This window comes from Bacteroides sp. 14(A) (assembly GCF_000526555.1).
Lineage (GTDB): Bacteria > Bacteroidota > Bacteroidia > Bacteroidales > Bacteroidaceae > Bacteroides > Bacteroides cellulosilyticus.
This window is the reverse complement of record NZ_JAGH01000005.1, coordinates 149,592-174,689: the sequence shown is the minus strand read 5'-3', so window position 1 is coordinate 174,689 and position 25,098 is coordinate 149,592. Positions and strand designations below refer to the sequence as shown.

At 45.2% G+C, this 25,098-nt stretch carries 24 protein-coding genes; 17 read left to right on the top strand and 7 right to left on the bottom strand.

Annotated features, from left to right (window positions below):
- Window positions 1-3 precede the first annotated feature (3 nt).
- The 8 genes from K429_RS0123450 to K429_RS0123415 all read left to right on the top strand — a co-directional run bounded on the left by K429_RS0123450 (window position 4) and on the right by K429_RS0123415 (window position 6,838).
- The gene (locus K429_RS0123450) at window positions 4-630 is read left to right on the top strand and encodes a TetR/AcrR family transcriptional regulator (RefSeq protein WP_007213596.1); all 627 of its coding nucleotides are present in this window, start codon (window positions 4-6) and stop codon (window positions 628-630) included.
- Window positions 631-667: 37 nt separating this feature from the next.
- On the top strand, window positions 668-1,171 hold the full coding sequence (locus tag K429_RS0123445) for a DUF4251 domain-containing protein (protein WP_007213595.1): 504 nt from the start codon (window positions 668-670) through the stop codon (window positions 1,169-1,171).
- A gap of 31 nt (window positions 1,172-1,202) precedes the next feature.
- Window positions 1,203-2,021 carry an AraC family transcriptional regulator gene (locus tag K429_RS0123440; protein WP_007213594.1) on the top strand — a complete coding sequence of 273 codons (819 nt, stop codon included), beginning with the start codon at window positions 1,203-1,205 and terminating at the stop codon, window positions 2,019-2,021.
- Between the two features lie 79 nt (window positions 2,022-2,100).
- Window positions 2,101-2,508, top strand: a complete 408-nt coding sequence (locus tag K429_RS0123435; RefSeq protein ID WP_007213593.1) for a pyridoxamine 5'-phosphate oxidase family protein — start codon at window positions 2,101-2,103, stop codon at window positions 2,506-2,508.
- 109 nt (window positions 2,509-2,617) lie between these two features.
- Complete coding sequence (locus K429_RS0123430; protein ID WP_007213592.1) at window positions 2,618-3,946, top strand: MATE family efflux transporter; 1,329 nt, start codon at window positions 2,618-2,620, stop codon at window positions 3,944-3,946.
- 95 nt (window positions 3,947-4,041) lie between these two features.
- The gene (locus tag K429_RS0123425; RefSeq protein ID WP_007213591.1) at window positions 4,042-4,716 is read left to right on the top strand and encodes an OmpA family protein; all 675 of its coding nucleotides are present in this window, start codon (window positions 4,042-4,044) and stop codon (window positions 4,714-4,716) included.
- A 111-nt stretch (window positions 4,717-4,827) separates the two neighbouring features.
- Window positions 4,828-5,562 (top strand): monofunctional biosynthetic peptidoglycan transglycosylase, encoded by a 735-nt coding sequence (mtgA, locus tag K429_RS0123420; RefSeq protein WP_029328285.1) that lies wholly within the window; start codon window positions 4,828-4,830, stop codon window positions 5,560-5,562.
- A gap of 34 nt (window positions 5,563-5,596) precedes the next feature.
- Window positions 5,597-6,838, top strand: a complete 1,242-nt coding sequence (locus K429_RS0123415) for a DUF5103 domain-containing protein (RefSeq protein ID WP_029328284.1) — start codon at window positions 5,597-5,599, stop codon at window positions 6,836-6,838.
- A 79-nt stretch (window positions 6,839-6,917) separates the two neighbouring features.
- Here K429_RS0123415 and K429_RS0123410 read toward each other — a convergent pair whose 3' ends face one another.
- The 3 genes from K429_RS0123410 to K429_RS0123400 form a co-directional block, all read right to left on the bottom strand.
- Window positions 6,918-8,063 (bottom strand): cytochrome d ubiquinol oxidase subunit II, encoded by a 1,146-nt coding sequence (locus K429_RS0123410; RefSeq protein WP_022209500.1) that lies wholly within the window; start codon window positions 8,061-8,063, stop codon window positions 6,918-6,920.
- A 123-nt stretch (window positions 8,064-8,186) separates the two neighbouring features.
- Complete coding sequence (locus K429_RS0123405; protein ID WP_007213587.1) at window positions 8,187-9,743, bottom strand: cytochrome ubiquinol oxidase subunit I; 1,557 nt, start codon at window positions 9,741-9,743, stop codon at window positions 8,187-8,189.
- 68 nt (window positions 9,744-9,811) lie between these two features.
- Window positions 9,812-10,039 carry a DUF4492 domain-containing protein gene (locus tag K429_RS0123400; protein ID WP_007213586.1) on the bottom strand — a complete coding sequence of 76 codons (228 nt, stop codon included), beginning with the start codon at window positions 10,037-10,039 and terminating at the stop codon, window positions 9,812-9,814.
- A 190-nt stretch (window positions 10,040-10,229) separates the two neighbouring features.
- Between K429_RS0123400 and K429_RS0123395 the strand changes: the two genes are divergently transcribed.
- From K429_RS0123395 to K429_RS0123370, 6 genes are all read left to right on the top strand, one after another.
- Entirely contained in the window at window positions 10,230-11,657 is a 1,428-nt protein-coding gene (locus K429_RS0123395; protein ID WP_029328283.1) for a TolC family protein, read from the top strand.
- A 96-nt stretch (window positions 11,658-11,753) separates the two neighbouring features.
- Window positions 11,754-12,974: an efflux RND transporter periplasmic adaptor subunit gene (locus K429_RS0123390; RefSeq protein ID WP_007217864.1), complete on the top strand. Its 1,221-nt coding sequence runs from the start codon at window positions 11,754-11,756 to the stop codon at window positions 12,972-12,974.
- A gap of 78 nt (window positions 12,975-13,052) precedes the next feature.
- Window positions 13,053-13,799 carry an ABC transporter ATP-binding protein gene (locus K429_RS0123385; RefSeq protein ID WP_007213581.1) on the top strand — a complete coding sequence of 249 codons (747 nt, stop codon included), beginning with the start codon at window positions 13,053-13,055 and terminating at the stop codon, window positions 13,797-13,799.
- A gap of 12 nt (window positions 13,800-13,811) precedes the next feature.
- A complete protein-coding gene (locus K429_RS0123380) occupies window positions 13,812-15,032 on the top strand; it encodes an ABC transporter permease (protein ID WP_007213580.1) in 1,221 nt (406 codons plus the stop codon).
- Between the two features lie 110 nt (window positions 15,033-15,142).
- On the top strand, window positions 15,143-16,237 hold the full coding sequence (locus tag K429_RS0123375) for a sensor histidine kinase (protein WP_007217862.1): 1,095 nt from the start codon (window positions 15,143-15,145) through the stop codon (window positions 16,235-16,237).
- Complete coding sequence (locus tag K429_RS0123370) at window positions 16,209-16,910, top strand: LytTR family DNA-binding domain-containing protein (RefSeq protein ID WP_007213578.1); 702 nt, start codon at window positions 16,209-16,211, stop codon at window positions 16,908-16,910. The genes K429_RS0123375 and K429_RS0123370 overlap by 29 nt, the downstream gene beginning before the upstream one ends.
- Before the next feature lie 714 nt (window positions 16,911-17,624).
- On the opposite strand, the gene K429_RS0123365 is transcribed toward K429_RS0123370, so the two are convergent.
- On the bottom strand, window positions 17,625-18,650 hold the full coding sequence (locus tag K429_RS0123365; protein ID WP_226810811.1) for a linear amide C-N hydrolase: 1,026 nt from the start codon (window positions 18,648-18,650) through the stop codon (window positions 17,625-17,627).
- Between the two features lie 792 nt (window positions 18,651-19,442).
- Between K429_RS0123365 and K429_RS0123360 the strand changes: the two genes are divergently transcribed.
- From K429_RS0123360 to K429_RS0123350, 3 genes are all read left to right on the top strand, one after another.
- Complete coding sequence (locus K429_RS0123360; RefSeq protein ID WP_029328281.1) at window positions 19,443-19,697, top strand: hypothetical protein; 255 nt, start codon at window positions 19,443-19,445, stop codon at window positions 19,695-19,697.
- Window positions 19,688-20,014 carry a type II toxin-antitoxin system RelE/ParE family toxin gene (locus tag K429_RS0123355; RefSeq protein ID WP_029328280.1) on the top strand — a complete coding sequence of 109 codons (327 nt, stop codon included), beginning with the start codon at window positions 19,688-19,690 and terminating at the stop codon, window positions 20,012-20,014. The genes K429_RS0123360 and K429_RS0123355 overlap by 10 nt, the downstream gene beginning before the upstream one ends.
- A 181-nt stretch (window positions 20,015-20,195) precedes the next feature.
- Entirely contained in the window at window positions 20,196-21,239 is a 1,044-nt protein-coding gene (locus K429_RS0123350) for a DUF2776 family protein (protein WP_029328279.1), read from the top strand.
- Between the two features lie 20 nt (window positions 21,240-21,259).
- Here the strand turns inward: K429_RS0123350 and pgl are convergent, their stop codons facing one another.
- From pgl to gnd, 3 genes are all read right to left on the bottom strand, one after another.
- A complete protein-coding gene (gene pgl, locus K429_RS0123345; protein ID WP_007217857.1) occupies window positions 21,260-21,985 on the bottom strand; it encodes a 6-phosphogluconolactonase in 726 nt (241 codons plus the stop codon).
- Window positions 21,982-23,469 (bottom strand): glucose-6-phosphate dehydrogenase, encoded by a 1,488-nt coding sequence (zwf, locus tag K429_RS0123340; protein ID WP_022209407.1) that lies wholly within the window; start codon window positions 23,467-23,469, stop codon window positions 21,982-21,984. The genes pgl and zwf overlap by 4 nt, the downstream gene beginning before the upstream one ends.
- Window positions 23,470-23,562: 93 nt before the next feature.
- Window positions 23,563-25,050 (bottom strand): decarboxylating NADP(+)-dependent phosphogluconate dehydrogenase, encoded by a 1,488-nt coding sequence (gene gnd / locus K429_RS0123335; protein ID WP_044097141.1) that lies wholly within the window; start codon window positions 25,048-25,050, stop codon window positions 23,563-23,565.
- Between the last annotated feature and the right edge of the window lie 48 nt (window positions 25,051-25,098).

Below are 25,098 nucleotides of genomic sequence, written 5' to 3'. Positions count from 1 at the left end.
ACCATGGGAGCTACAGAAAACAATGAGTTGGAATATCAAATAATTGAAACAGCGAAACAGCTTTTTATAGAAAAAGGCTTCGTTGAAACCAGCATGAGTGATATTGCCGCAAAAGTAGGAATAAACCGTCCTACCCTACACTACTATTTCAGGACAAAAGACAGAATGTTTCAGGCTGTATTCGGTTCGATAGTGATGTCGCTATTACCGAAAGTACAGGAAATAATACAGCAGGAACTGCCGTTCATAGATCGCGTAAGTCTTATATTGGATAAGTATATAACACTCTTCACCGAAAACCCTGACATGCCAAAGTTTATATGCGGGGAAATACAGCGCGATGTCAACCACCTGCTTGATGCAGCTAAGGAAATGCAGTTTGAAGAAACGTTCCTGATTATAAAGGAACGACTGCTCATGGAAATGGAAGCAGGCAGACTAAAGAAAGTACCCATACATACAGTATTCATAACTTTCTATGGTTTGCTTACTTTTCCTTTGATTACAAAAAATTTGATCACCAGCATATTCCTGAAAGATACTACCGATTTTTCGGTTTTTATGCTGGAGTGGAAGCAATATATTCTTTTTCACTTGATGAATTTGCTGGGTATTGAGAAGGAAAATTGATTGTTACTCATATACATAACCGATAAAAAAGTATAGTATGAAAACGATTCGAATTATTTTCTCCTTATTGCTGATAACTGCAATGAGTATGCCTACTCTTTCGGCACAAACTAAGAAAGAGAAAAAAGAACTGAAGAAGCAGGCCGTTGAAAAACTGGTCACATCCGGGAAGTATAAAATAAATGTAAACAGAGCTCTTCCTGCACGAGGACGGTCTGTTACACTAACTTCACCGTACTCTGTGGAAATAAGAAATGATTCCGTTATATCTTATCTGCCTTACTATGGGCGTGCTTACTCTATTCCTTATGGCGGTGGAGAAGGGCTAAACTTTAAAGCTCCACTCACCGACTATAAGTTGGAGTGGGACAAGAAGGAAACAGCCAAGATAAAGTTCTCTGCACGAAGTGAGGAGGATAAGTTCGATTTCAGTATAGACGTTTTCAGTAACGGATCATCTTCGATATTCGTGAATATGCAGAACCGTCAGTCCATCAGTTTCCAGGGAGAACTGGATATGCCGGAAGAAATCAACCAATGATTACCTTTGTACATGATATCTTTTTAAATTTATGTATAAAGAATACCAACCCTGCGCACTACTCTCTCCCTATATAGACAAGTATTGGGAATTCAAAGGGAATCCGGAGTACGGAATGCGTATCAACATACTTCCTGATGGATGTACAGACTTTATCTTCACCCTTGGGGAAGCAACACAAGCGGTAAATAGCAGTCTGACCATGAAGCCTTATCGTGCTTATTTTATAGGTCCGATGAATAGCTATTCGGAATTGGTAGCGTATGCGGAAACGGTTCACATGTTAGGGGTTCGCTTCCTACCTTGCGGACTATCCCGCTTTATCCGTCTGCCACTGCACGAACTGACTAACCTGAGAATCAGTGCAGACGAGGTAACCTGCTTTTTTGATACTTCTTTTGCAGAAAGGCTATGCGAAGAAGACTGTTTAGAAAATAGGGTAAAGATCATAGAAGAATTATTTATCAAATCTCTTTATAAACACGACTTGCCGACAGATCCGCAGATTGTATTTGCAATAAAACAGATTAACCGGCATCAGGGAAAACTGTCCGTGCAGTCATTGATGGAGAATATTTGTCTGTGCCAGCGACAATTTGAACGCAAATTCAAGATGAACACAGGTTATACCCCGAAAATATACAGCAGAATCATGAAATTCAAGAACGCGGTGGATTTATTAAGGGGCACTACCAGTGACAATCTGCTCTCTACTGCTATCCATGCAGGCTATTATGACGTGCCGCACCTCTCAAGAGAAATTAAAAGGTTATCCGGCAATACTCCCTACTCTTTCCTTTCTATTCCTCTGACAGAAGAAGATGTCACACTGACTTACGTAGAAGCATAAATGTCGTTTTTGTACAATGCAGGAATATCTCCGACTACCTATATTTGCACCATTCAATTAACAAAACAAATTCTGCATTATGGAAACAATGAGAGAAAAAGCCGCACAAATGTTGCGCGAAAGTGAAGTAGTCGTTCTGACCTCAGTAAATAAAGAAGGATATCCACGCCCCGTACCTATGAGTATGGTTAAATCCGAAGACATTTCAACAGTATGGATGTCAACCGGAAGCGACTCCATGAAGACCGAGGATTTTCGCAAAAATCCGAAAGGCGGACTATGCTTCTATGCACAGGGAAACAGTGTTTGCATGACAGGTGATGTGGAAGTAATCACAGACCAAAATGTAAAACAAGAGCTTTGGCAAGACTGGTTCATCAATCATTTTCCCGGCGGACCGACCGATCCCAACTATGTAATACTGAAATTTACAGCAAACCACGCCACTTACTGGATTGACGGAAAGTTCATCCACAAGAAAGTTTAATGGAGTCCTGTTGAAGGAATTCAACTCAATAGACAGAAAAGCGACCGGCAGCGTGGTTATTAACAAATAATCCGTAAATTTGCAGCCCGAAATTTAGAGACTGTAAAGAATGCAAGGAACAAAGAATCTGACTAAAGGTCCCATTAACCGCCAACTATTCAATCTGGCGATGCCCATTATGGCTACCTCGTTCATCCAGATGGCATACAGCCTGACGGACATGGCATGGGTAGGCCGTATAGGTAGTGAAGCTGTTGCCGCCGTTGGTGCAGTGGGAATATTGACGTGGATGTCCGGCTCCATAGCCTTGCTAAATAAAGTAGGTTCGGAAGTCAGCGTAGGACAATCCATAGGTGCACGCAACGAACAGGATGCCCGGCAGTTTGCTTCGCACAACATCAGTATTGCCTTGCTCATCTCCATCTGCTGGGCTGCTTTGCTATTCTTGTTTGCCAATCCCATCCTGCGTATATTCGAGCTGAAAGAGCATATCACGGAAAATGCCGTGACTTACTTGCGTATTGTCTCAACAGGACTACCGTTCGTGTTTCTGTCCGCAGCCTTCACTGGAATATACAATGCGGCAGGACGAAGCAAAACACCCTTCTATATCAGCGGCACAGGATTGATTATGAATATCATACTCGATCCGCTTTTCATCTTCGGTTTCGGCTGGGGAACGGTAGGTGCAGCACTTGCCACATGGCTGGCCGAGGCTACGGTATTCGGTATATTCATCTATAAGCTACGCTATAAGGACGATCTGTTAGGTGGATTTCCCTTCCTGACACGTCTCAAAAAGAAATATACCCGGCGTATATTCAAGTTGGGACTTCCGGTTGCCACACTGAATACTTTGTTCGCTTTTGTCAATATGTTTCTTTCACGTACAGCTTCGGAACAAGGTGGACACATTGGTCTTATGGCCTTTACCACCGGAGGACAAATAGAAGCCATCACCTGGAATACTTCACAAGGCTTCTCTACCGGACTAAGCACTTTCATTGCACAAAACTATGCCGCCGGAGAGAAGTCGAGGGTAAAGAAAGCCTGGTACACTACATTATGGATGACATCCATATTCGGCACACTATGTTCGCTGCTGTTTATCTTTTTCGGAAGCGAAGTATTCTCTATCTTCGTACCCGAACCGGAAGCATTTCGCGTAGGTGGTGACTTCCTGCGCATAGACGGTTATTCACAACTCTTCATGATGCTGGAAATCACCATGCAAGGGGTCTTCTACGGATTAGGAAGAACGATTCCTCCTGCCATCATCAGTATATCATGCAACTATATGCGTATTCCCGTAGCACTGTTCCTGGTACACATGGGAATGGGCGTAGACGCCATATGGTGGGCTGTAAGTGCAACAACTATTGCCAAAGGAATTATCCTTACCGCGTGGTTTATATTGATAAAGAGAAAAATACTCTAAAAATGCAGAACAAAAGACCTAAACATAATAACAATAGAATTGTTATATAACTAACTTTGCATTACAAACATAGTAACATTTTAAAAGAATAAAGTATGAAAAAGATTAAGATTAGTGTACTGCTATTGAGCGGTGCCATATTATTAGGAAGTTGCAGCACAATGAATAACACTGCCAAAGGTGGTGTGATAGGTGGTGGATCGGGCGCTGCTGCCGGTGCCATTATCGGTGGATTGATCGGTAAAGGTAAGGGTGCGGCTATTGGTGCAGCAGTAGGTGCAGCAGTAGGTACGGGTGCAGGTGTTGCCATCGGTCATAAGATGGACAAGAAGGCTGCCGAAGCTGCCAAGATTGAAGGCGCACAGGTAGAGAAAGTAACAGATACCAATGGCCTTGCCGCTGTAAAGGTTACTTTTGAATCAGGTATCCTGTTTGGCTTCAATTCATCTACATTGAGCAATACTTCCAAGTCTTCTCTGCGCGAACTGGCCCAGATATTGAAAGAAGACCCTACAACAGATATTGCAATCGTAGGCCATACGGATAAAGTAGGTACATATGAAGCTAACATGAAGGTTTCAAAAGACCGTGCATATACCGTAGAGAATTATCTGCAAGATTGCGGTGTGTCTCCTTCACAGTTCAAGAAAGTGGAAGGCGTAGGCTACAATCAGTATGACGACAGCATGTCAGCCAGCCAGAATCGCCGCGTAGATATTTATATGTACGCCAGCGAGCAGATGATTAAGAATGCAGAAGCAGGCAAGTAAGTTACGAGCTACAAAAGGCTACGAGCTACAGGTTATTGCGCTATCAGTCCGAAAGGCACTTGTAGCTTGTAGCTTGTAACTCGTAGCTTTTTAACATTAAAAACCACGACAATGAGTATAAAGAAAGTCTTGCGGATAGTCCGCAACCTGATACTCTTTTTCTTCATTTCCACTATTCTGGCAGTGGTGCTGTATCGCTTTATCCCTGTTTACACCACTCCCCTCATGGTAATCCGCAGTACCCAGCAACTCTTCAAAGGCGAAAAGCCGGTATGGCATCATACTTGGGTTTCTTTCGATAAGATCTCCCCTCACTTGCCGATGGCAGTTATCGCTTCGGAAGATAATCGCTTTGCCACCCACAACGGCTTCGATTTCGAAGAGATAAAAAAAGCCATGAAAGAGAATGAAACCCGCAAACGGAAACGGGGTGCCAGTACTATTAGCCAACAGACCGCAAAGAATGTATTCCTTTGGCCGCAATCCTCATGGGTACGAAAGGGATTCGAAGTTTATTTCACCTGGTTGATAGAGCTATGCTGGTCGAAAGAACGGATTATGGAAGTCTATCTCAACTCCATCGAAATGGGACAAGGTATTTATGGAGCAGAAGCTGCCGCCAAATATAAGTTCCATACCACTGCCGCCAAACTGACTGCAGGACAATGTGCATTGATAGCGGCAACACTCCCCAATCCGATACGTTTTGATTCAGCGCATCCGTCAGCTTACATTCTGCGGAGACAGTCGCAAATCCTTAGATTGATGAAATTGGTTCCCAAATTCCCTCCGGTAGAAAAGAAAGAAGTCAAGAAGCAGAAGGCTGAGAAGAGGAAAAAGAAATAATCTGTGTATATTTGTATGCTTAATATGGTAAGGAATGAAAAAAATCTTGTCGCTATTCTTGATTTGTATCATCTGTTGCGGGGTGCATGCCCAGCGTACGGAGGTTTATAATCAGCATATACATACGGTGCAGGTCATTGCCAACAATGATTATATGTCGCCTGCCGTCATCCGGCTGGGAGAGAATGAAACTGTAGAAATATCTTTCGACCACCTGACTCACGATTACCACCGCTACCAGTACATCCTCACGCACTGCAATGCGGACTGGACCCCTTCGGATCTTTCCGAAACAGAATACCTGGATGGTTTCAATGACAATCCGATAGAAGATCATGATATTTCCGTCAATACTACCCTACCCTACACGCATTACCGTCTGACACTTCCTAACGACCAGGTACAACTGAAACTTTCGGGTAACTACCGTCTGACTGTTTATGACGATGCGGATGGAAAGGATAAGCCGGCTTTCACTACCTGTTTCCGGGTATTGCAAAAGGAGGTGAACGTATCGGCACAAGTCAGCAGTGACACTGAGATAGACCGGAATAAGACGCACCAGCAGGTGAGTTTTAGCATTCAGTATAAAGGATATCCTATCCGCAATCCGCAGAATGAAGTCAAAGTACACGTTTTACAGGATAATCGTACGGATAACTGGGTAACAAATCTGCATCCTTCCTATATTGGTCCCGATCAGCTACGTTACGAACATAACCGGGCCTTGATATTTTCTGCGGGAAACGAATACCGGCGTTTTGAAATGGTGAGCACCCGCTATGCTTCGCAAGGTGTGGAGAGTATTCGTTATCATGCTCCTTACTATCATGTCACACTCCGCCCGGACGAGCCTCGCTTACTAAACTACAGTTACGATCAGGATCAGAACGGACGCTTCGTAATACGATATGACGAGGCAGTAGATAATACTACGGAAGCAGATTACTTCTTCGTTCATTTCTCTCTGCTATGGGAGAACCCGCTAACTGAAGGGAACTTCTATCTGCAAGGAGCTTTTACTTATGATAATTTTAATGAAGAGAGTCGGTTGAAGTATAATGCAGAAACGAATGCTTATGAATGCACGCAATTGCTGAAACAGGGAGCGTATAATTATCAATACTTATATGTGGCTCCCGGTACCACCGCAGGAAGTACCGCACAGGCAGAAGGGAATTTCTATGAGACAGAGAATGAATATCTGATCCTTGTTTACCACCGGGCCTTCGGAGAAAGATACGACAGGCTGATCGGGATGCAACAGGTGAAATAGTTACGAGCTACAAGCTACGAGTGTTTTTCAGCGTAACAGTGCAGCAACTCGTAGTTTGTAGCTCGTAACTCGTAACTATCTAATATGCGTGTCCTCCATCTTTCATTTCCTTTTCACTAATCTTATGTATATCAATACTTCTCCAAGCATAGAAGATATACGCAAGAACAAACGGAACCAGGAAGGAAACATAGAACATTACCCTCAGTGTAAACTGGCTGGAGCAACTGTTTGCCAACGTCAGTGAACTCTGTAAATCATTGGTAGAAGGATAATAAGCCGTATTATTATATCCTGCAACCAGCAACAATGCAAGTACCGCCAGCACCGTACCTATGCCCGTAAACCAGATACCTTTATCAAACTTTGTCTTCAACAAACTCTTTCCTATACCGAACAGCACCAGCACCACTCCTATCAGAAACAGCACCAGTACCAGCGGCATTTCGATAAAGTTCGTCAGATACTTATACGGTTCCATAAAGACTTCACCCGTCTCCGGATTCACCGCATATCCATCTGCCAACAGCGTACGGATAACAAACGACAGGAAGAACACCAGGAACAGCACCGAATTACCTATCAACGAACGTCGGCTACGCGCCACCAAATCCTTATCATCAATATTATTAATAAAGTAAAGAGCTCCCAGAATACGAGCCAGGAAGAACACCGCCAATCCAAGCACTACATTCCACGGGTTAGCCAACGCATCCAGACCATGCCAGCCATTTGCCCAATGACTGATAACCGGCATCACCGTATTCGTCATATTCCCCTTATCGATATAAAACTCCGAACCGGTAAAAAACGTAGCCACCGCACCGCCCAGCAGCACCGGACCTACTACTCCATTAATCACCAGGAATGTACGGTATGTATTCTTTCCCAGCAGATTTCCCGCCTTGCTCTGGAACTCATAGCTGACAGCCTGCAACACAAAGCTGAACAGAATAATCATCCAAAGCCAGTACGCACCACCAAAACTTGTACTATAAAACAATGGGAAAGATGCAAAGAACGCACCACCAAACGTTACCAGCGTAGTGAACGTAAACTCCCACTTCCGCCCGGTAGAGTTAATCATCATTTTCCTGTGCTCTTCCGTCTTGCCCAGGCAGAAAATAAGCGAATTACCACCCTGCACAAACAGCAGGAATACAAGAAGGGCTCCCAGCAATGATACCACGAACCACCAATATTGTTGTAGAAAAACGTAGGTCATAAGATTTACGATTTATAATTTATGATTTATAATTTATGGGGGATGATTTATGATTTATAGAGAATAGAATATGATTTATACCACGCCATAATTCCGCATGGCATAAATCTTAAATCATAAATCTTATAAATCTTCTCCTTCCGGTCCTTTCTTTATCGCTTTCAGCAAGATACCGATTTCGGCTATCAGCATGACGGTAAACAATACCAGGAAGATGAAGAATGTTGTCTGCACGGAGCCGACATCCAACTTTGAGATAGCTGCATTTACAGGCAGCATATCCTGTATGGCCCATGGTTGACGCCCACATTCGGCAACCACCCATCCGGCTTGTCCGGCCAGATAGCCCAATGGAATAGTCAGCAGAGCTACCCAGTGCATCCATTTCATTTTTGACAAATCCCGCTTGTATGCCAGGAACAATACAACTATAAAGAATAGTATAAAGTATCCGCCCAACATCACCATCACACGAAATGCATAGAATGTCAGTGGCACATTAGGCACCAGGTCATTTACATCCTTAATATATCCATAACCAAAATAAGCTACATTTTCCTTCAACACCTTGGCAGCTTCCACAGCTTCGGCATCGTTATCCGCAGCCTGTGCGGCACGATAAGCTGCCAGCGCACCAATCGCTGTTTTCCCGCGTTCTATCTTCTCCTCGGCAGAAAGTGCCTGCGTTCCGTCTTTCAACTGATAACCACCCTCAATAAGGTCCGTGATACCGGGCACGAATCCATCCAACTTCCTTTCCGCCAGCAATGAAAGCATCTTTGGTATCTCTATTCTGAACAGGAAAGGATCCTGTCCGTCATTATAAGTCTTTTTTTCAGGATTCAGCATACCGATGGCAACCAATCCGGCCCCCTGCTGCCCCTCATAATATCCTTCCATGGCAGCCAGCTTCATCGGCTGCGTCTGTGCCACCTGATAGCCCGAACCGTCTCCCGTCCATGCAGAGAGCAGGGCCGAAACCAAACCTACCCAGGCAGCTATCTTTATGCTGGACAATGCGAACTTCTTATTCCGCTTCTTCAGCAGAAACCAGCACGCCACACCTACCACAAACACGGCACCCAGCACCCAGCCGGACAACACCGTATGGAAAAACTTATTCACCGCCGTAGGCGACAAAGCCACTGCCCAAAAGTCCACCATCTCATTTCTCACAGTATCCGGATTGAACTCCATCCCCACCGGATTTTGCATCCATGCATTTGCCACAAGTATCCACCAGGCTGAAATCGTAGCACCAAGTCCCGTCAGCCAGGTAGATGCCAGGTGAAACTTCTTGCTCACCTTATCCCAGCCAAAGAACATGACTGCGATGAAAGTAGCCTCCATAAAGAAGGCCAGAATGCCTTCGATAGCAAGCGGCGCCCCGAAGATATCGCCCACAAACCAGCTGTAATTGCTCCAGTTGGTTCCGAACTCAAACTCCAGAATCAGTCCCGTCGCCACGCCTATGGCAAAGTTGATACCGAATAGTTTCATCCAAAACTTGGCGGTGCGTTTCCAAAACTCATCACCCGTACGATAATACATAGTCTCCATGATACCCATGATGACTGCCAGCCCTAGCGTGAGCGGCACAAAAATCCAATGATAAATAGCGGTCAGTGCAAATTGTGCCCTCGACCAGTCAATCAGAGAAGTGTCGATGTGTTCAAGCATAAGAAATCGAGTTATAGTTATTAATTGTTAGTTGCTTTACTCAGAAGTTAAAGGAGTTATTGCTTTACTCAAGGCGGATCACCAATAGCACGATGGATGAGTTCCCTGCCCACATACTCTTCTTTATCTCCGCCTACGGCCGGCGTATTCAGATAATTGGGAAAGAAGAAAAGGCGCAATATGAAGAACATGATGAAGAGTTTCACCAGAATAATGAACCATAAAGTTCTCCCAAGTGTCATACCTCGGAAACCATCGACGTAAAAACGCCAGATTTTCAGGACTGTATTCTTCATAATAGAAATTTATAATCATTACAAATATAAAACTTTTATATATTAAATAACAAATAAAAGGGCAAAAAGTTAGTCATCGACACAAAAAAGCATTCCGACGACGAAAAATTCAGAACTGTCTATCTCTTTTGCGGGGCATTTTCCGACAACGTATCTTCGCAAGCGTTAAACAATATAGCATAACGAAGATATGAGAAACGTAAGAAGATTGACAGTGATAACACTCTGCGTAGCAAGCGCCTGTGTCGGCAGCACGACACTGCGGGCACAGGACGCCGCTCCCATTGCATCGCAAGAGTTAACGGCATCCGATGCCGCTCCCAAAGCTGACACTGCACTTCCCGCTCAGTGGGATTTGCAGACTTGCATCGACTATGCCTTGCAACACAACATCACCCTGAAGCGTAACCGTATCAGTGCGGAAAGCGCAGAAGTAGATGTAAAAACGGCCAAGGCTGCTCTTTTTCCCAGCCTCTCGGCAAGTATCAGCCAGCGCATTGTGAACCGCCCGAACAGTGAAAGCGGTACCATCATCAGTGGCGACAACATCACCAGCAGTAGCAGTAAGACCTCGTACAACGGCAGTTATGGCATTGATGCCAACTGGACCCTTTACAACGGTAGCAAACGTCTGAACACCATCAAGCAACAGCAACTGAACAATCGCATCGCCGAGCTCAACGTTGCCGAGAGTGAAAATTCCATTGAGGAAAGCATTGCACAGATATACGTGCAGATACTCTATGCTGCCGAAGCTGTGAAAGTGAACGAAAATACACTTGCCGTCAGCCAGGCCGAACGTGACCGCGGACAGCAATTGTTGGAAGCCGGAAGCATCGCTAAGAGCGACCTTGCGCAACTGGATGCACAGGTCAGCACAGATAAATATCAGTTAGTGACGGCACAAGCCACCCTTCAGGACTACAAACTACAACTGAAACAACTACTTGAACTGGATGGTGAAAAGGAAATGAACCTCTATCTGCCCTCCCTAGGAGATGAGAATGTATTGATACCCCTACCCACCAAGACGGATGTGTATCAAGCCGCCCTCACTTTCCGCCCGGAGATAGAGTCGGGCAAACTGAATGTTAAGGCATCCGACCTTGACATCAGCATCGCTAAAGCGGGATATATTCCGACATTAAGCCTCAGCGCAGGTATCGGTACAACGAATGCCAATGGCAACGATTTTTCCTTCTCCGAACAGGTAAAGAATAATTGGAACAACTCACTGGGACTGACCGTAAGCATCCCCATCTTCACCAACCGTCAGACCAAGAGTGCCGTGCAAAAGGCCCGTCTGCAAAAGCAGACCAGTGAACTGGACTTGCAAGATCAGCAGAAAACTTTATACAAGACCATAGAAAGCCTCTGGCTGGATGCCAACAGTGCACAGCAGCAATATGTTGCCGCTGCCGAGAAACTGCGCAGTACGCAGACCAGTTACGATCTGATTCAGGAACAATTCAACCTGGGCATGAAGAATACCGTGGAACTGCTGACTGAGAAGAATAATCTGCTCAACGCACAGCAGGAAACACTGCAAGCCAAGTACATGGCAATACTGAATGCACAGTTGCTCCGCTTCTACCAGGGCGAAGGTATACAGTTGTAACCGCATGACGTAAACAAGCCTGTATGTCAGCATAATTCAGATATATAATATATCATTCAACGAGATAAGAAATAAACGAGATAAGAAATATAAGGTATGAGTAAAAAGAAAATTATCAGCTTAGCGGTCGGAGTCATTATTGTAGCCGGCATAGCTATTTGGGCATTTGGCGGACAAGCCAAAAAGCGGAAAGTGGTATATGAGACGGCCACCGTAGACCGCGCCAACATTTCCAATTCCGTGACGGCCACAGGCACTATCGAACCGGTGACCGAAGTGGAAGTAGGTACACAGGTCAGCGGTATCATCGATAGATTGTACGCAGACTATAACTCAGTAGTAACCAAGGGGCAGCTCATTGCCGAAATGGACAAAGTAACCCTGCAAAGCGAATTAGCATCGCAAAAGGCTACTTACGACGGTGCCAAAGCCGAATATGAATATCAACAGAAAAATTACGAGCGTAACAAAGGATTGCATGAGAAACAACTCATCAGTGATACGGATTACGAGCAAAGTCTTTATAACTACCAGAAAGCAAAGAGCGCCTTCGACAGTAGTAAAGCCTCTCTGGCCAAAGCAGAGCGCAATCTGTCCTATGCAACCATCACCTCTCCTATCGACGGCGTTGTCATCAGCCGCGACGTGGAAGAAGGACAGACAGTAGCTTCCGGTTTTGAAACCCCGACCCTCTTCACCATCGCTGCCGACCTGACACAGATGCAGGTAGTGGCTGACGTGGATGAAGCCGATATAGGCGATGTGGAAGAAGGACAGCGTGTAAGTTTCACGGTAGACGCTTATCCGAATGATGTGTTCGAAGGAAAAGTGACACAGATTCGCCTGGGAGCCACAAGCAGTTCAAGCAGTACCACTACCACCACTACGGTAGTTACGTATGAAGTAGTCATTTCCGCCCACAATCCGGACTTGAAACTGAAACCGAGGCTGACGGCAAACATCACTATCTACACTCTGGATAAACAAGGAGTACTGAGCGTTCCGGCAAAAGCGCTGCGCTTTACGCCTGCCGTTCCACTGGTAGGATCGAATGCAGTGGTTAAAGATTGCGAAGGTGAACATAAAGTCTGGACTCGTGAAGGTGACACATTCACTGCACATCCGGTCAGCATAGGTATCTCTAACGGAATTGTCACCGAAATTACAGGCGGTATCAACGAAGGCACACAAATAGTATCCGATGCGGTGATTAGCACAGGTGCCGAAACCGCTGTAGCCGAAGGCCAGGGAGACGGCGAAAGAAGTCCTTTCATGCCGGGCCCTCCGGGAAACAACAAGAAAAAGAATAGTAAATAACCAGCGTAGCGCTGGAGCAAAGTTTCCTTTCGGCATGCAAGTAATTTTTCATTTATTCAACGAAACAATTCCGAAACAATGAGCAAAACAGTTATAGAATTACAAAATATTCGGCGCGACTTTCAGGTGGGCGATGAAACGGTCCATGCCCTGCGTGGCGTCTCCTTCTCCATCACCGAAGGAGAGTTCGTGACCATCATGGGTACGTCCGGCTCCGGTAAGTCAACGCTGTTGAATACCCTGGGCTGCCTAGATACTCCCACCAGCGGCGAATACCTGCTAGATGGCATATCCGTACGCACCATGAGCAAACCTCAACGAGCCATCCTGCGGAACCGGAAGATCGGCTTTGTTTTTCAGAATTACAACCTGTTGGCAAAGACCACTGCCGTAGAGAATGTAGAGTTACCTTTGATGTACAACGCTTCCGTCTCAGCAGCCGAACGTAAGCAACGCGCCATTCAAGCCCTGCAAGCAGTGGGACTGGGTAATCGTCTGGAACATAAATCGAACCAGATGTCCGGCGGACAGATGCAGCGTGTAGCCATCGCCCGAGCCCTGGTGAACAACCCTGCGGTAATCCTTGCCGATGAAGCAACAGGTAATCTGGATACACGTACTTCTTTTGAGATATTGGTTCTCTTCCAGAAACTGCATGCCGAAGGACGTACGATTATATTTGTCACCCACAACCCCGAAATAGCTCAGTACAGTAGCCGGAATATCCGTCTACGCGACGGGCATGTGACGGAAGATACGGTGAACCCGAAAATCCTCTCAGCGGCAGAAGCTCTGGCAGCGCTACCAAAGAGTGATGAAGACTAATAAATATAAATTATGAACGGAACAAACCTTTTCAAAATAGCCCTCCGCGCCCTTGCCAACAATAAGCTTCGCGCCTTCCTCACCATGCTGGGTATCATCATCGGTGTGGCATCCGTCATCACCATGCTCGCCATCGGGCAAGGCTCGAAGAAAAGCATTCAGGCACAGATCGCGGAAATGGGTTCGAATATGATTATGATTCATCCGGGCGGTGATATGCGTGGCGGTGTCCGTCAGGATGCCTCGTCCATGCAGACTCTGAAGCTGACTGATTATGAAGCCCTGCGGGATGAAACCAACTTCCTGGCAGCCGTCAGCCCCAATGTATCGTCCAGCGGACAGCTCATCGCAGGAAACAACAACTATCCTGCCTCTGTAAATGGTGTAGGTACCGAATATCTCGAAATCCGCCAGTTAAGCGTAGAGAGTGGCGAGATGTTTACCGAAGCGGACATTCAGAGTGCCGCCAAAGTCTGCATCATCGGTAAGACCATTGTGGACAATCTTTTCCCGGACGGACAGGACCCTATCGGACATATCATCCGTTTCAACCAGGTACCCCTGCGTGTAGTGGGTGTACTTAAAGCCAAAGGCTACAACTCCATGGGTATGGACCAGGACGAAATCGTACTGGCACCTTATACCACGGTAATGAAACGTATGCTTGCCGTCACATACCTGCAAGGTGTCTTCGCCTCTGCCCTCTCTGAGGATATGACGGATTATGCAACGGATGAAATCACCACCATCCTGCGCCGCAACCATAAGCTGAAAGAAAGTGATGACGACGACTTCACCATTCGCAGCCAGCAGGAACTCAGTACCATGCTGAACTCCACTACCGACCTGATGACAACACTCCTGGCATGTATCGCCGGTATCTCGCTGGTAGTAGGCGGTATCGGTATCATGAACATCATGTACGTCAGCGTGACGGAGCGTACCCGTGAAATCGGTCTGCGTATGTCTGTCGGTGCCCGTGGGGTGGATATTCTCTCGCAATTCCTAATTGAGGCCATCCTTATCAGCATCACAGGTGGTATCATCGGAGTTGTCATTGGCTGCGGAGCCTCATTCATCGTAAAGAACGTAGCCCACTGGCCTATCTACATCCAGGCATGGAGTGTATTCCTCTCCTTCGCCGTTTGTACGGTCACCGGTGTATTCTTCGGCTGGTATCCGGCTAAGAAGGCGGCGGATCTGGACCCGATAGAGGCAATAAGATACGAATAAAAGGGATTAGCGGTTAGTGATTAGTGGTTAGTTGGGAATTCCAATACGCTACACAGCAATTAATCACTAATCACTAAACGTTAATCACTAAAATTAATTATTTTTGTAACATGATTATGCAAGACTCCCAAACTCGCCGGATTGTAGAAGTTCTCATCCATATCATCGGATGGGGAATCGTTTTCGCTTTCCCATTTCTGCTGATGAATCGTAGCGGATTTACGGTAAGCTGGGTAGACTATTTACGTCATGGCAGTGCGGTTCCGGTATCATTCCTGATCGTGTTCTACCTAAACTACTGTTTCTTCATCCCCCGTTTCTTATTTGAGGGACACATCAAGCAATATGTATTACTGAATCTCCTGCTCATACTTTGCACAGCTGTCGGCGTACACTTTTGGCAAGATTTCATCTTCCATACGTATGTGAAACCCGAAGCTCACAAACGTCCCGGACCTCCCAGTTGGATCTTCATCCTGCGAGATGTCTTCTCAATGGTTCTCACCGTAGGACTGGCCGCTGCCATCCGTATGAGTGGCCGTTGGGTAAAAGTAGAAGCCGCACGCCGGGAAGCCGAGAAAAGCCGCACGGAAGCGGAACTGAAAAACCTGCGTAATCAACTGAACCCGCACTTCCTACTCAACACCCTGAACAACATCTATGCTCTTATCGCCTTCGACAGCGATAAAGCACAAGCCGCCGTTCAGGAATTAAGTCGCCTGCTGCGTCACGTTCTCTACGACAATCAACAGAATTTTGTCTCTCTTGGCAAAGAGATGGATTTCATCCGCAACTACATTGAACTGATGCGCATTCGCCTCTCCGCAAACGTAACTGTAGAGACACAAATAGATGTTCGTGCCGATAGTCGTACGGAAATAGCCCCGCTCATTTTCATCTCCCTCATAGAGAATGCCTTCAAACATGGCATCTCTCCCACCGAGCCCAGTTTTATCCACATCCATTTCAGTGAAAGCCCCGGTCGGGTATGCTGCGAAATAACCAACAGCTACCATCCCAAAAGCCAGACTGATAAAAGTGGAAGTGGCATAGGACTGGAGCAAGTGCGGAAACGCCTGGAATTAACTTATCCCGGCCAATATGAATGGACCCAAGGAGTAAGCGACGATGGGAAAGAATATAAATCAATCTTATCACTCTTTAACATTCAACATTATGAATCTAACTTGTGCCATAGTAGATGACGAACCTTTAGCTTTAGATTTACTGGAAAGCTACGTCAACAAAACTCCGTTCCTGACATTGAAGGGGAAGTATTCCAGTGCCGTACAGGCTATGAAGGAACTGCCGGATAAGCAAGTGGATTTGCTTTTCCTTGATATACAGATGCCCGAACTTAACGGTTTGGAATTCTCCAAAATGGTAGATACACATACCCGCATTGTCTTTAGTACCGCTTTTGAACAATACGCCATTGATGGTTATAAAGTAAATGCTTTGGATTATCTGCTAAAACCTATTTCTTACGTGGATTTTTTGCAGGCAGCTAATAAAGCCGTACAATGGTTTGAACTCTTACAACAGCCTAAAGAAGAAATAGAAAGTATATTTGTAAAAAGTGACTATAAGCTGGTACAAATAGAACTTAAAAAGATACTTTATGTAGAAGGTTTGAAGGATTATGTTAAAATTTATACAGAAGATACCGCCCGGCCTATTTTATCGCTTATGAGTATGAAATCAATGGAGGAATTATTACCAACATCCCGTTTCATGCGGGTTCACAGATCTTATATTGTACAGAAAGAAAAAATAAGAGTTATTGATCGGGGACGGATTGTGTTTGATAAAACGTATATCCCTGTCAGCGATAGTTATAAACAGGTATTTCAAACTTTCCTGGATAAAAGGAGCTAGGAAATAACATTCATTTGTCGATAAAATATCCGAATCTGTCGACAAAACATTATTTCCTATTGCATATTAAAAAATGTTTTTTTACCTTTGCATCGAACAGATAAAGGAAGTTGTGAAACTTCCCCCAATAGAATAGTTTAGTTAAGTCTAGTTTAGTTTTTGTGTGAAGCACTTCCTCCGTAAGCGAACGATAGGAAGTGCTTTTTTTATTTACTATCTGCTTAAATCATCAGGTATATAAAATTCTAATATCCAAATAACTTAGATTTTTATTTATATATACGAGGACTTTTATTTATAACAAATGAAGGCAAAAGAGTGTGATTACTTAATCAAATCGCTTACTTTGCCCTATCTTGTATAGTCTGTGAAGACTAAGATAGGCAATTTTTGGTTAAGATGCACCCTTTCATATAGTTAGGGTGCATTTTTTCAAATGCTTGATATATAGCATTATTGCACTTTTTTTAATACACCCGGAGACTTTTATTTATAACAAGTAAAAAAGAAATAGAGACATTTCTTTCAAAATTAGCTTCCTTTGCAGTTACAAGGTTTTTGGATAGAAAACCTAAGATATATTTGTAGTATATATAGTATATCTCAGTTTTGGTCATAAAAGGTTGAAACTGTTTGTTTGTTTTGCAGAGATGCACCCTTTCTAAGCGTAGTCAGGGTGCATTTCATTTTTTTTTATGAGCGTAAAACTCCATACTATTTGATTCCCAAGAACTGGAAAGGTTTTGTAGCGACAAACTCTTTGGCAGTATTTCCCGCATACGTTTTACCGGAAAGAAGATTCAACTTCTTGACAGGCGCTTTCTCTGAGAAATCCACATCCTTAAAGTCAATCCAAAATACATTGGGATATAAAGTAGACTCAAAGTAATAAACTTTATCCTTCTGATCGGAAACTGTCCTCCATCGGGTTGAAGAAATATTCGGCTGATCAGGAGTGCTGATACCGAACGGAACGGAAGTATTGCGTATCACGCTGAATACACTGGCCAAGGCTGTACGGGTATCTTCTGTTTTAGGAATAGCATTTATATAGAAAGAAGCTCTCACAAAACGGTCGGCAGCACGATTGGTACCCGGTAAAAAAGTGGTTCCTCCGATATTCTTCCAGTAATCATCAAGCGCCAGTTGCTGATCAAACACAGGTGAGTTTGTCATTACCTGATATGCTTTGCTATGATGAATATCCAACTTTCCGTCCACATACTCAAAAATAGCATTATCACCCGTAGCGTCCGAAATGGAAAGATGAAGGGTAGCCATACGCGTACCGTCGGGCATCATATCCGACACCACATCGAAAGTATTCTTTTCTACCTCGGCAACAGCCTCATCCACCGTTGCAAAATTATCAAGCATATATTGCACCCAGGCGGCTATGGACAAAGCCGGTCTCTCACCGTTCCATTGGGGATAGGATGATTCTGCCAGCCACAACAGATTGGCAACGAGTCCTTTTTCATTCATACCGTCAGTGCTACAGATGTCATAAGCCGAAGTTATCACACTGCCGTATTTAGATTTCCAACGCATCGGGTCCTTCCCTACCTCTCCGTTGCGCTCCATACCTCGCGGGAAAATCCAGATATTACTACGGGTATCTTCTTTCCAATCCATAGTACGACCGGTTATTATCATATTATTATCACCCTGATAGACTACACGGGTACAAGCATTCAAATGATTTACAGATACTCCAAAGAGTGTAATCATGAATACCATACTATAAAGAACATTCACTTTTCGCATAATTGATTCATGTTAAGTTGTTAGTTAATTTGCAGTATAAACAAACAATCACATTGCAAAGTTCTTAAAATGAGTAGATACATATTCCAATTTCTCAGACATGAGATCAAAGGAAATTGAAAGGATTAGAAAGCAAAACATCATAATAATAGCAAAACAGTTAATATGCACTCATCATGGTAGCATTTCAATATGTTTAGTGACATACTATATTGCACATATTTACATTCCAGCATATTCTATGAATAAAATGATTATAACAATGCGCTATTTCAGTATATACTTGCAGTTTTAACTGCTTTTTATGCAGAAAAGGGTTACTACTTATGATTGATATGGTTACTAGATATGGGCAAAAAGGTTACTACATACCAACAAAAGGGTTACTACATATCAGAATTTGACTTATTGATATTATATTTCCCACTTATCAGTGCGTTTATTTCATCCAGAATAAATGTAAGTATTTTGATACCGCATTAACTATCTGACGTTTATTCATTTTCGTTTGCACGCTTCCAATCCTATTGACCTCCGGACAGAAATAGCACATTCTCAGTCAACTAAAAATACAAATTGTCAAAATGACAATACTACAGCACTGAGTATTAACGCCGGTATCCGGTTCATCGTGAATCTGAAAAGCGATGATACCTACAATGCACACGAAGACCATGAGGTTTTCCTTCGACAAGCATTGCTTTTCCGGCAGCGAATCCGTATCTTTGTCAAATCAATAACCTAAAAGAAAAAAGGAGAAACCATATGGCAACAATGAATCTATATGCCGAACTGCTGAGCGAACTCGGCACCATCGGTAACGATGAAAGTCTGCTGCGGAAAGTGCTCAGCGCCGTAAAGGCACTGAAGAAGGAGAAAGAAGCCCACCATACTGAACCACCCTGCTGCTATACAGCAGAGGAGATAGAGCAACGTGCAACAGCCGCCATCCAGCGGTACGCACATGGAGAGTACGCCACCAACGACGAAATGCTGAAACGTACCGAAAGATGGAAATAAGATGGGACACTGCTGCTCTCGATGACTTAGAAGCCACCCTGAACTATCTTGAAACCGAATTTTCATTCACCTCAGCCCGTAATTTTAGAGCAAAGATAGCTACACTTACCCAAAAGTTAGTCAGCTTTCCACAGATAGGCAAGCACGAACCATTGCTAACAACAGTTCTTGATGGACGCATCCGTTCTATCCCCATAAACAAGCTCAGTAAACTTATCTATATTGAAATTAACAATGACGTTCTGCTCATTATAGCTCTGTGGAACACCCGCCAGAACCCCGCATCCCTGACGAAGGAACTGCTGCAACGAGTATAAATCCAAAGAACATTTTCGGCCACTGCGACCGTCCAATCGGATTTATAATCCGCAAGATACTGAGGAGGAACATCTGGAAATGCCATCTTTGAGAACTAAATCTGTGGTGAACAAATATTAAAACCGAAAACAAACCGTAAGGAATACTGTTGGAAGGGGAAACTTAAAAACGATAACAGTTATGAATTACGGTATTAGTATCCTTTTCAGGGCTATCCCATTGCTGATGGCCCTTTTTTGTTTCGGCTACGGAGCCTTTGTGCTCGACATGGGGACGGACACGAACCGATTCGTTGCGGGGCCCGTGGTCTTCTCTTTAGGAATGATATGTATTGCGCTGTTCGCTACGGCAGGTACCATCATCCGGCAGATTATCCACACGTATAGTACGGCAGCAAAATATGCCCTGCCCATCATCGGCTATCTGGCTGCCGTGGTGTGTTTCATCGGTGGAATGACATACATTAGTGACGGCAGTACGGTAGCCCATTTCGTTGCGGGACATGTCATTTGCGGAGTAGCTTTCATCACTGCATGTGTAGCCACTACCGCCACCTCTTCCACCCGCTTCACCTTCATCACGCAAAATTCCAAGAAGACTGACCATGCCGTACCTGCCAAGTCATTCTCTTCGGCACAGGCGGACATACTCATCATTCTGGCTGTTGTGTTCGCCGTCATTACATGGGTTTGGGCATTCTGGTTATTGGGACAAAGTGATATCCACACCGCTTACTATGTGGCCGGACACGTTATGGCCGGACTGGCATGTATCTGTACGAGCCTGGTTGCACTGGTTGCTACCATTGTCCGGCAGATACGTAACTCTTATAGTGCTGCCGAACGAAAATGGTGGCCCGCCCTCGTATTGGTGATGGGTACACTGAGTATCCTGTGGGGACTTTGGGTGCTGACGAATGCCGACCCGGGCAAGTCTTCCACCGGATACATTATGATAGGTCTGGGTTTAGTTTGTTACAGCATATCCAGCAAAGTAATTCTGCTGGCTGTTATTTGGCGGAACGTCTTTAAGCTGGCGAACCGAATTCCGCTCATTCCGGTGTTCACCGCGCTTACTTGTCTTTTCCTCTCTGCTTTTCTGTTTGAAATGACAACACTGAATGATGTCTACTTTGTTCCCGCACGCGTATTGGCAGGATTAGGCGGCATCTGTTTCACGCTGTTCTCCATCGTCAGCATTCTGGAAAGCGGAACGTCCAATTGATGATAAATCACTCTCTTTTTTTATAAATCACTCTCATGGATGGGTTGGGGTTTCGCCAGCTCATCCATAAACACTTCCACATTCCAGGCATGGTGCGCCACATAGGCAGCCGGACCGGTATCACCCGAATCCAGAATATCGCGCACAACGTTGGACTTGTTTCTGCCTGTCACAAAGAAAATCAGCTGCTTGGCATTAAAAAGCAAACAGCCGGTCATGGCTATGCGCTTCTGCCCATTGTAAGGATTAACACTTACCTCGTAAGGATGGAAAGAAGAAAGCAAATACTCCTGACCGGGGAAAATGGACGAGGTATGCCCGTCTTCTCCCGCCCCCAACAGAACAATATCAAGAGCCGGAAAGCCATGCCAGAGTGGCGCATTGCAACGCACTATGCGAGAATAGCTATTCGCCTCATCATCGGGATCGTTGCTGCCGTCAATAGGAAAAATATACTCCTCAGGTATTCCCACTTCATCCAGCAACAGCCGGCGCATATTGCCATAGTTACTCTCCGAATCTTCGGCAGGTACACACCGTTCGTCCACCCAATAAATACGCATACGGCTCCACGGAGTGGCATCCTTGAATTCTTCCGCCCACAAATCGAACATGAGCGAGGGCGTGCTGCCTCCACTGAATGCTATGTGAAAAATCTTCTGCGGCTCTTCCTCCATCAAACTAATAAGGTGCTTGATGAGAGCGCGCGCCGTTTCGACAGCTGTACTATAGATATAAGTTTTCATAACTCACAATATTGATCAGTGTTCGTAAGGTTTTTACACGGATTGGTCCAGTCGGCACCATGTTCGTGCATCATAGCTTCACTTTCCAGAGGCCCCCAGGTTCCGACAGGATAACCGTAGAGAGGCGCGTCAGGATATTCATTCCAATAGCGCAGCACAGGATCAAAGAAACGCCAGGAGGCTTCGACAGCATCACTGCGGGTAAAGAGTGTCGGGTCGCCCTGAATGCAATCTTCAATCAGGCGGGCATAAGCATCGCCCGTGGCGCGTCCGCCCAGTTGGTCGTAACTGAAGTCCATCATTACTTGCTTCACATCGAATCCCGGTCCGGGAACTTTCATGCCGAATTTCAGCACAATACCCTCGTTGGGTTGCAGGCGGAGGATTAGTTTGTTAGCCCGCGGACAGTGTCCGCCATGGCAATGAAACATCTGATGGGGCGTTTCACGGAAGTGCACTACGATTTCCGTCACCTTGGTAGGCATCTGCTTTCCTGTGCGGATGTAGAAAGGTACGCCGCTCCAACGCCAGTTATCAATACCGATCTTCATGGCGATGTAAGTTTCAGTGCGCGAATCGGCGGGGACGTTCTTCTCTTCACGGTAGCCCTTTTTAGAACCGGAAGCGGTATATTGTCCGCGGACTATATGTTCATTCAAATCTTCATCCGTCAGAGGTTTCAGTGACTCGTAGACTTTTACCACTTCGTTACGGAAATTATCGGCGGTGAAGACAGCGGGAGGCTCCATGGCAGTGAGGGCCACCAGTTGGATAAGGTGGTTCTGTACCATGTCACGCAAAGCGCCTGTACCGTCATAGAAGCCGCCACGCTGTTCGATACCGAGATTCTCGACAGCGGTAACCTCTACATAATCGATGTAATTACGATTCCACAACGGTTCAAAAATGCCATTGGCAAAACGGAAAGCAAGGATATTTTGTGCCGTCTCTTTACCAAGGAAGTGGTCAATGCGATAGATCTGAGACTCTTCGAAAACGGAAGCATAGATATGGTTTAATTCTTGTGCCGACTTCAGATCGTAGCCGAAAGGCTTTTCGACGATGATGCGGGTATGTTTACGATTCAATCCGGCTGTTTTCAGATGTAGAGGGATGACGCCATAAAGTGAGGGCGGCGTAGCGAGATAGAACAGTAAATTGTCCGGTTCCTTTTCACCGGTGATTTCCTGCAAACGGCTGTCCAGGGTTCCGTAACCTTCTTCTATGGCAGGATCCATACTAAGGTAGTGCAAATGAGTGCAGAACTCTTTCATTCCCACTTCGGCCGGTGTGACAAAATGTTCCAGCTCGTTCAGGATATAATCGCGATAAGTTTCATCCGCATAGTCGGTACGGCCGATACCGAGAATGGCAAATCCTTCGGGCAAACGATTATCCTTGTAGAGCGAGTAGAGTGCCGGCATCAGTTTGCGTTTCGTCAAGTCGCCCGAAGCGCCGAATATGATCATTACAAATTTACTCATAGAATCTTGTTTTTTTTGATTAGCTTCTGCAAATTAGCCCTTGTAATAAATTCATTAGCTCTTGCTTCATAATTTTATTACCAGGGCTTCATTTTATACATTATAGGTACCTGATTTTGTATCTCCGCCATGTCCGGTCCAGTTTTCATGGAAGAACTGTCCGCGGAGTTCATCGGTACGCTCAAAGGTATGTGCGCCGAAATAGTCACGCTGAGCCTGAATCATATTAGCAGGGAGCTTCGCAGATACCAGCGAATAGAAATAGTTCAATGCGGAAGAGAAAGCCGGAACAGGCAGTTCCTCTTTCATCGCATGGGCTACAAGGTGCTTCCAACCGGAGAGCAACTCTTTGATTTCTTCCCGGAAATAAGGAGCGAGTAGCAAATGTTTCGGCTTCTGCTGTGCCTCAAAAGCAGCCGCTATATCATTCAGGAATATACTGCGGATGATGCAGCCTCCGCGCCACATACGGGCAATGGATGCCAGATCGAGATCCCAGCCGAAAGATTCGGACGCTTTTTGCAACACGGCAAAACCTTGTGCATAGGATACCAGTTTAGAAGCATACAAAGCGGAATAAATATCTTTCACCAGTTCCGGCTTATTATAGACCACTTGTGAGCGCTGGCAAATGAATTGTTTGGAAGCTGCCTCACGCAGATTTTTCTGCGCTGAAAGACTACGCTCAAAAACAGCCGTTGCAATCAGTCCCAGAGGCATACCCAATTCCATTGCATTGATAACGGACCATTTACCGGTGCCTTTCTGTCCGGCAGTGTCCAGTATCTTGTCGATCAGGTAACCGCCCGCCTTATCCTTATGCCGAAGAATATTGGCTGTAATTTCTATCAGATAGCTACGCAACTTACCCTCATTCCAGTGGGCAAAAACGGAAGCCATGTCTTCATTATTCAGTTGCAGAAGATTCTTCATCACCCAGTAGGCTTCGGCAATCAACTGCATATCACCGTATTCGATACCATTATGTATCATTTTAACGAAATGTCCCGAGCCGGCCGGACCAATCCAGTCACAGCAAGGAGTACCATCGGCAGCACGTGCAGCAATACTTTGCAGGATGGGCTTTACTTCATCCCAGGCAGTAACGGAACCGCCCGGCATAATAGAAGCACCATTCAACGCTCCTTCTTCACCGCCCGAAACACCGGCACCGACAAAGCGGAAACCTTTCGATTCGGCCAATGCCACACGACGGTTGGTATCTTCATAGTTTGAGTTGCCTCCATCTATCAAGATATCTCCCGGAGAAAGATGCGGAAAGAGTTGTTCCATCAATTCATCTACGGCACTGCCGGCACGCACCATCATCATGATTTTGCGCGGGGTGGAAATGGACTCTACAAAGTCAGGAATTTCAGTGTATCCTTCAATACTTTTCCCTTTGGCACGACCGTTGATAAAGCGTTCTACCACACCTTCTTCCACTCCCGGAACAGTACGGTTAAACACGGACACATGCCATCCCTTGCCCGCCATATTCAAAGCTAAATTCTCCCCCATCACGGCAAGTCCGATTAAGCCGATGTCTGTCTTTTGTCCTTTTTCTGTCATAACTTGCATTTTTTTGTTATTGTTTCATTGAAATGGAAACAATATGTCAAGGGCATT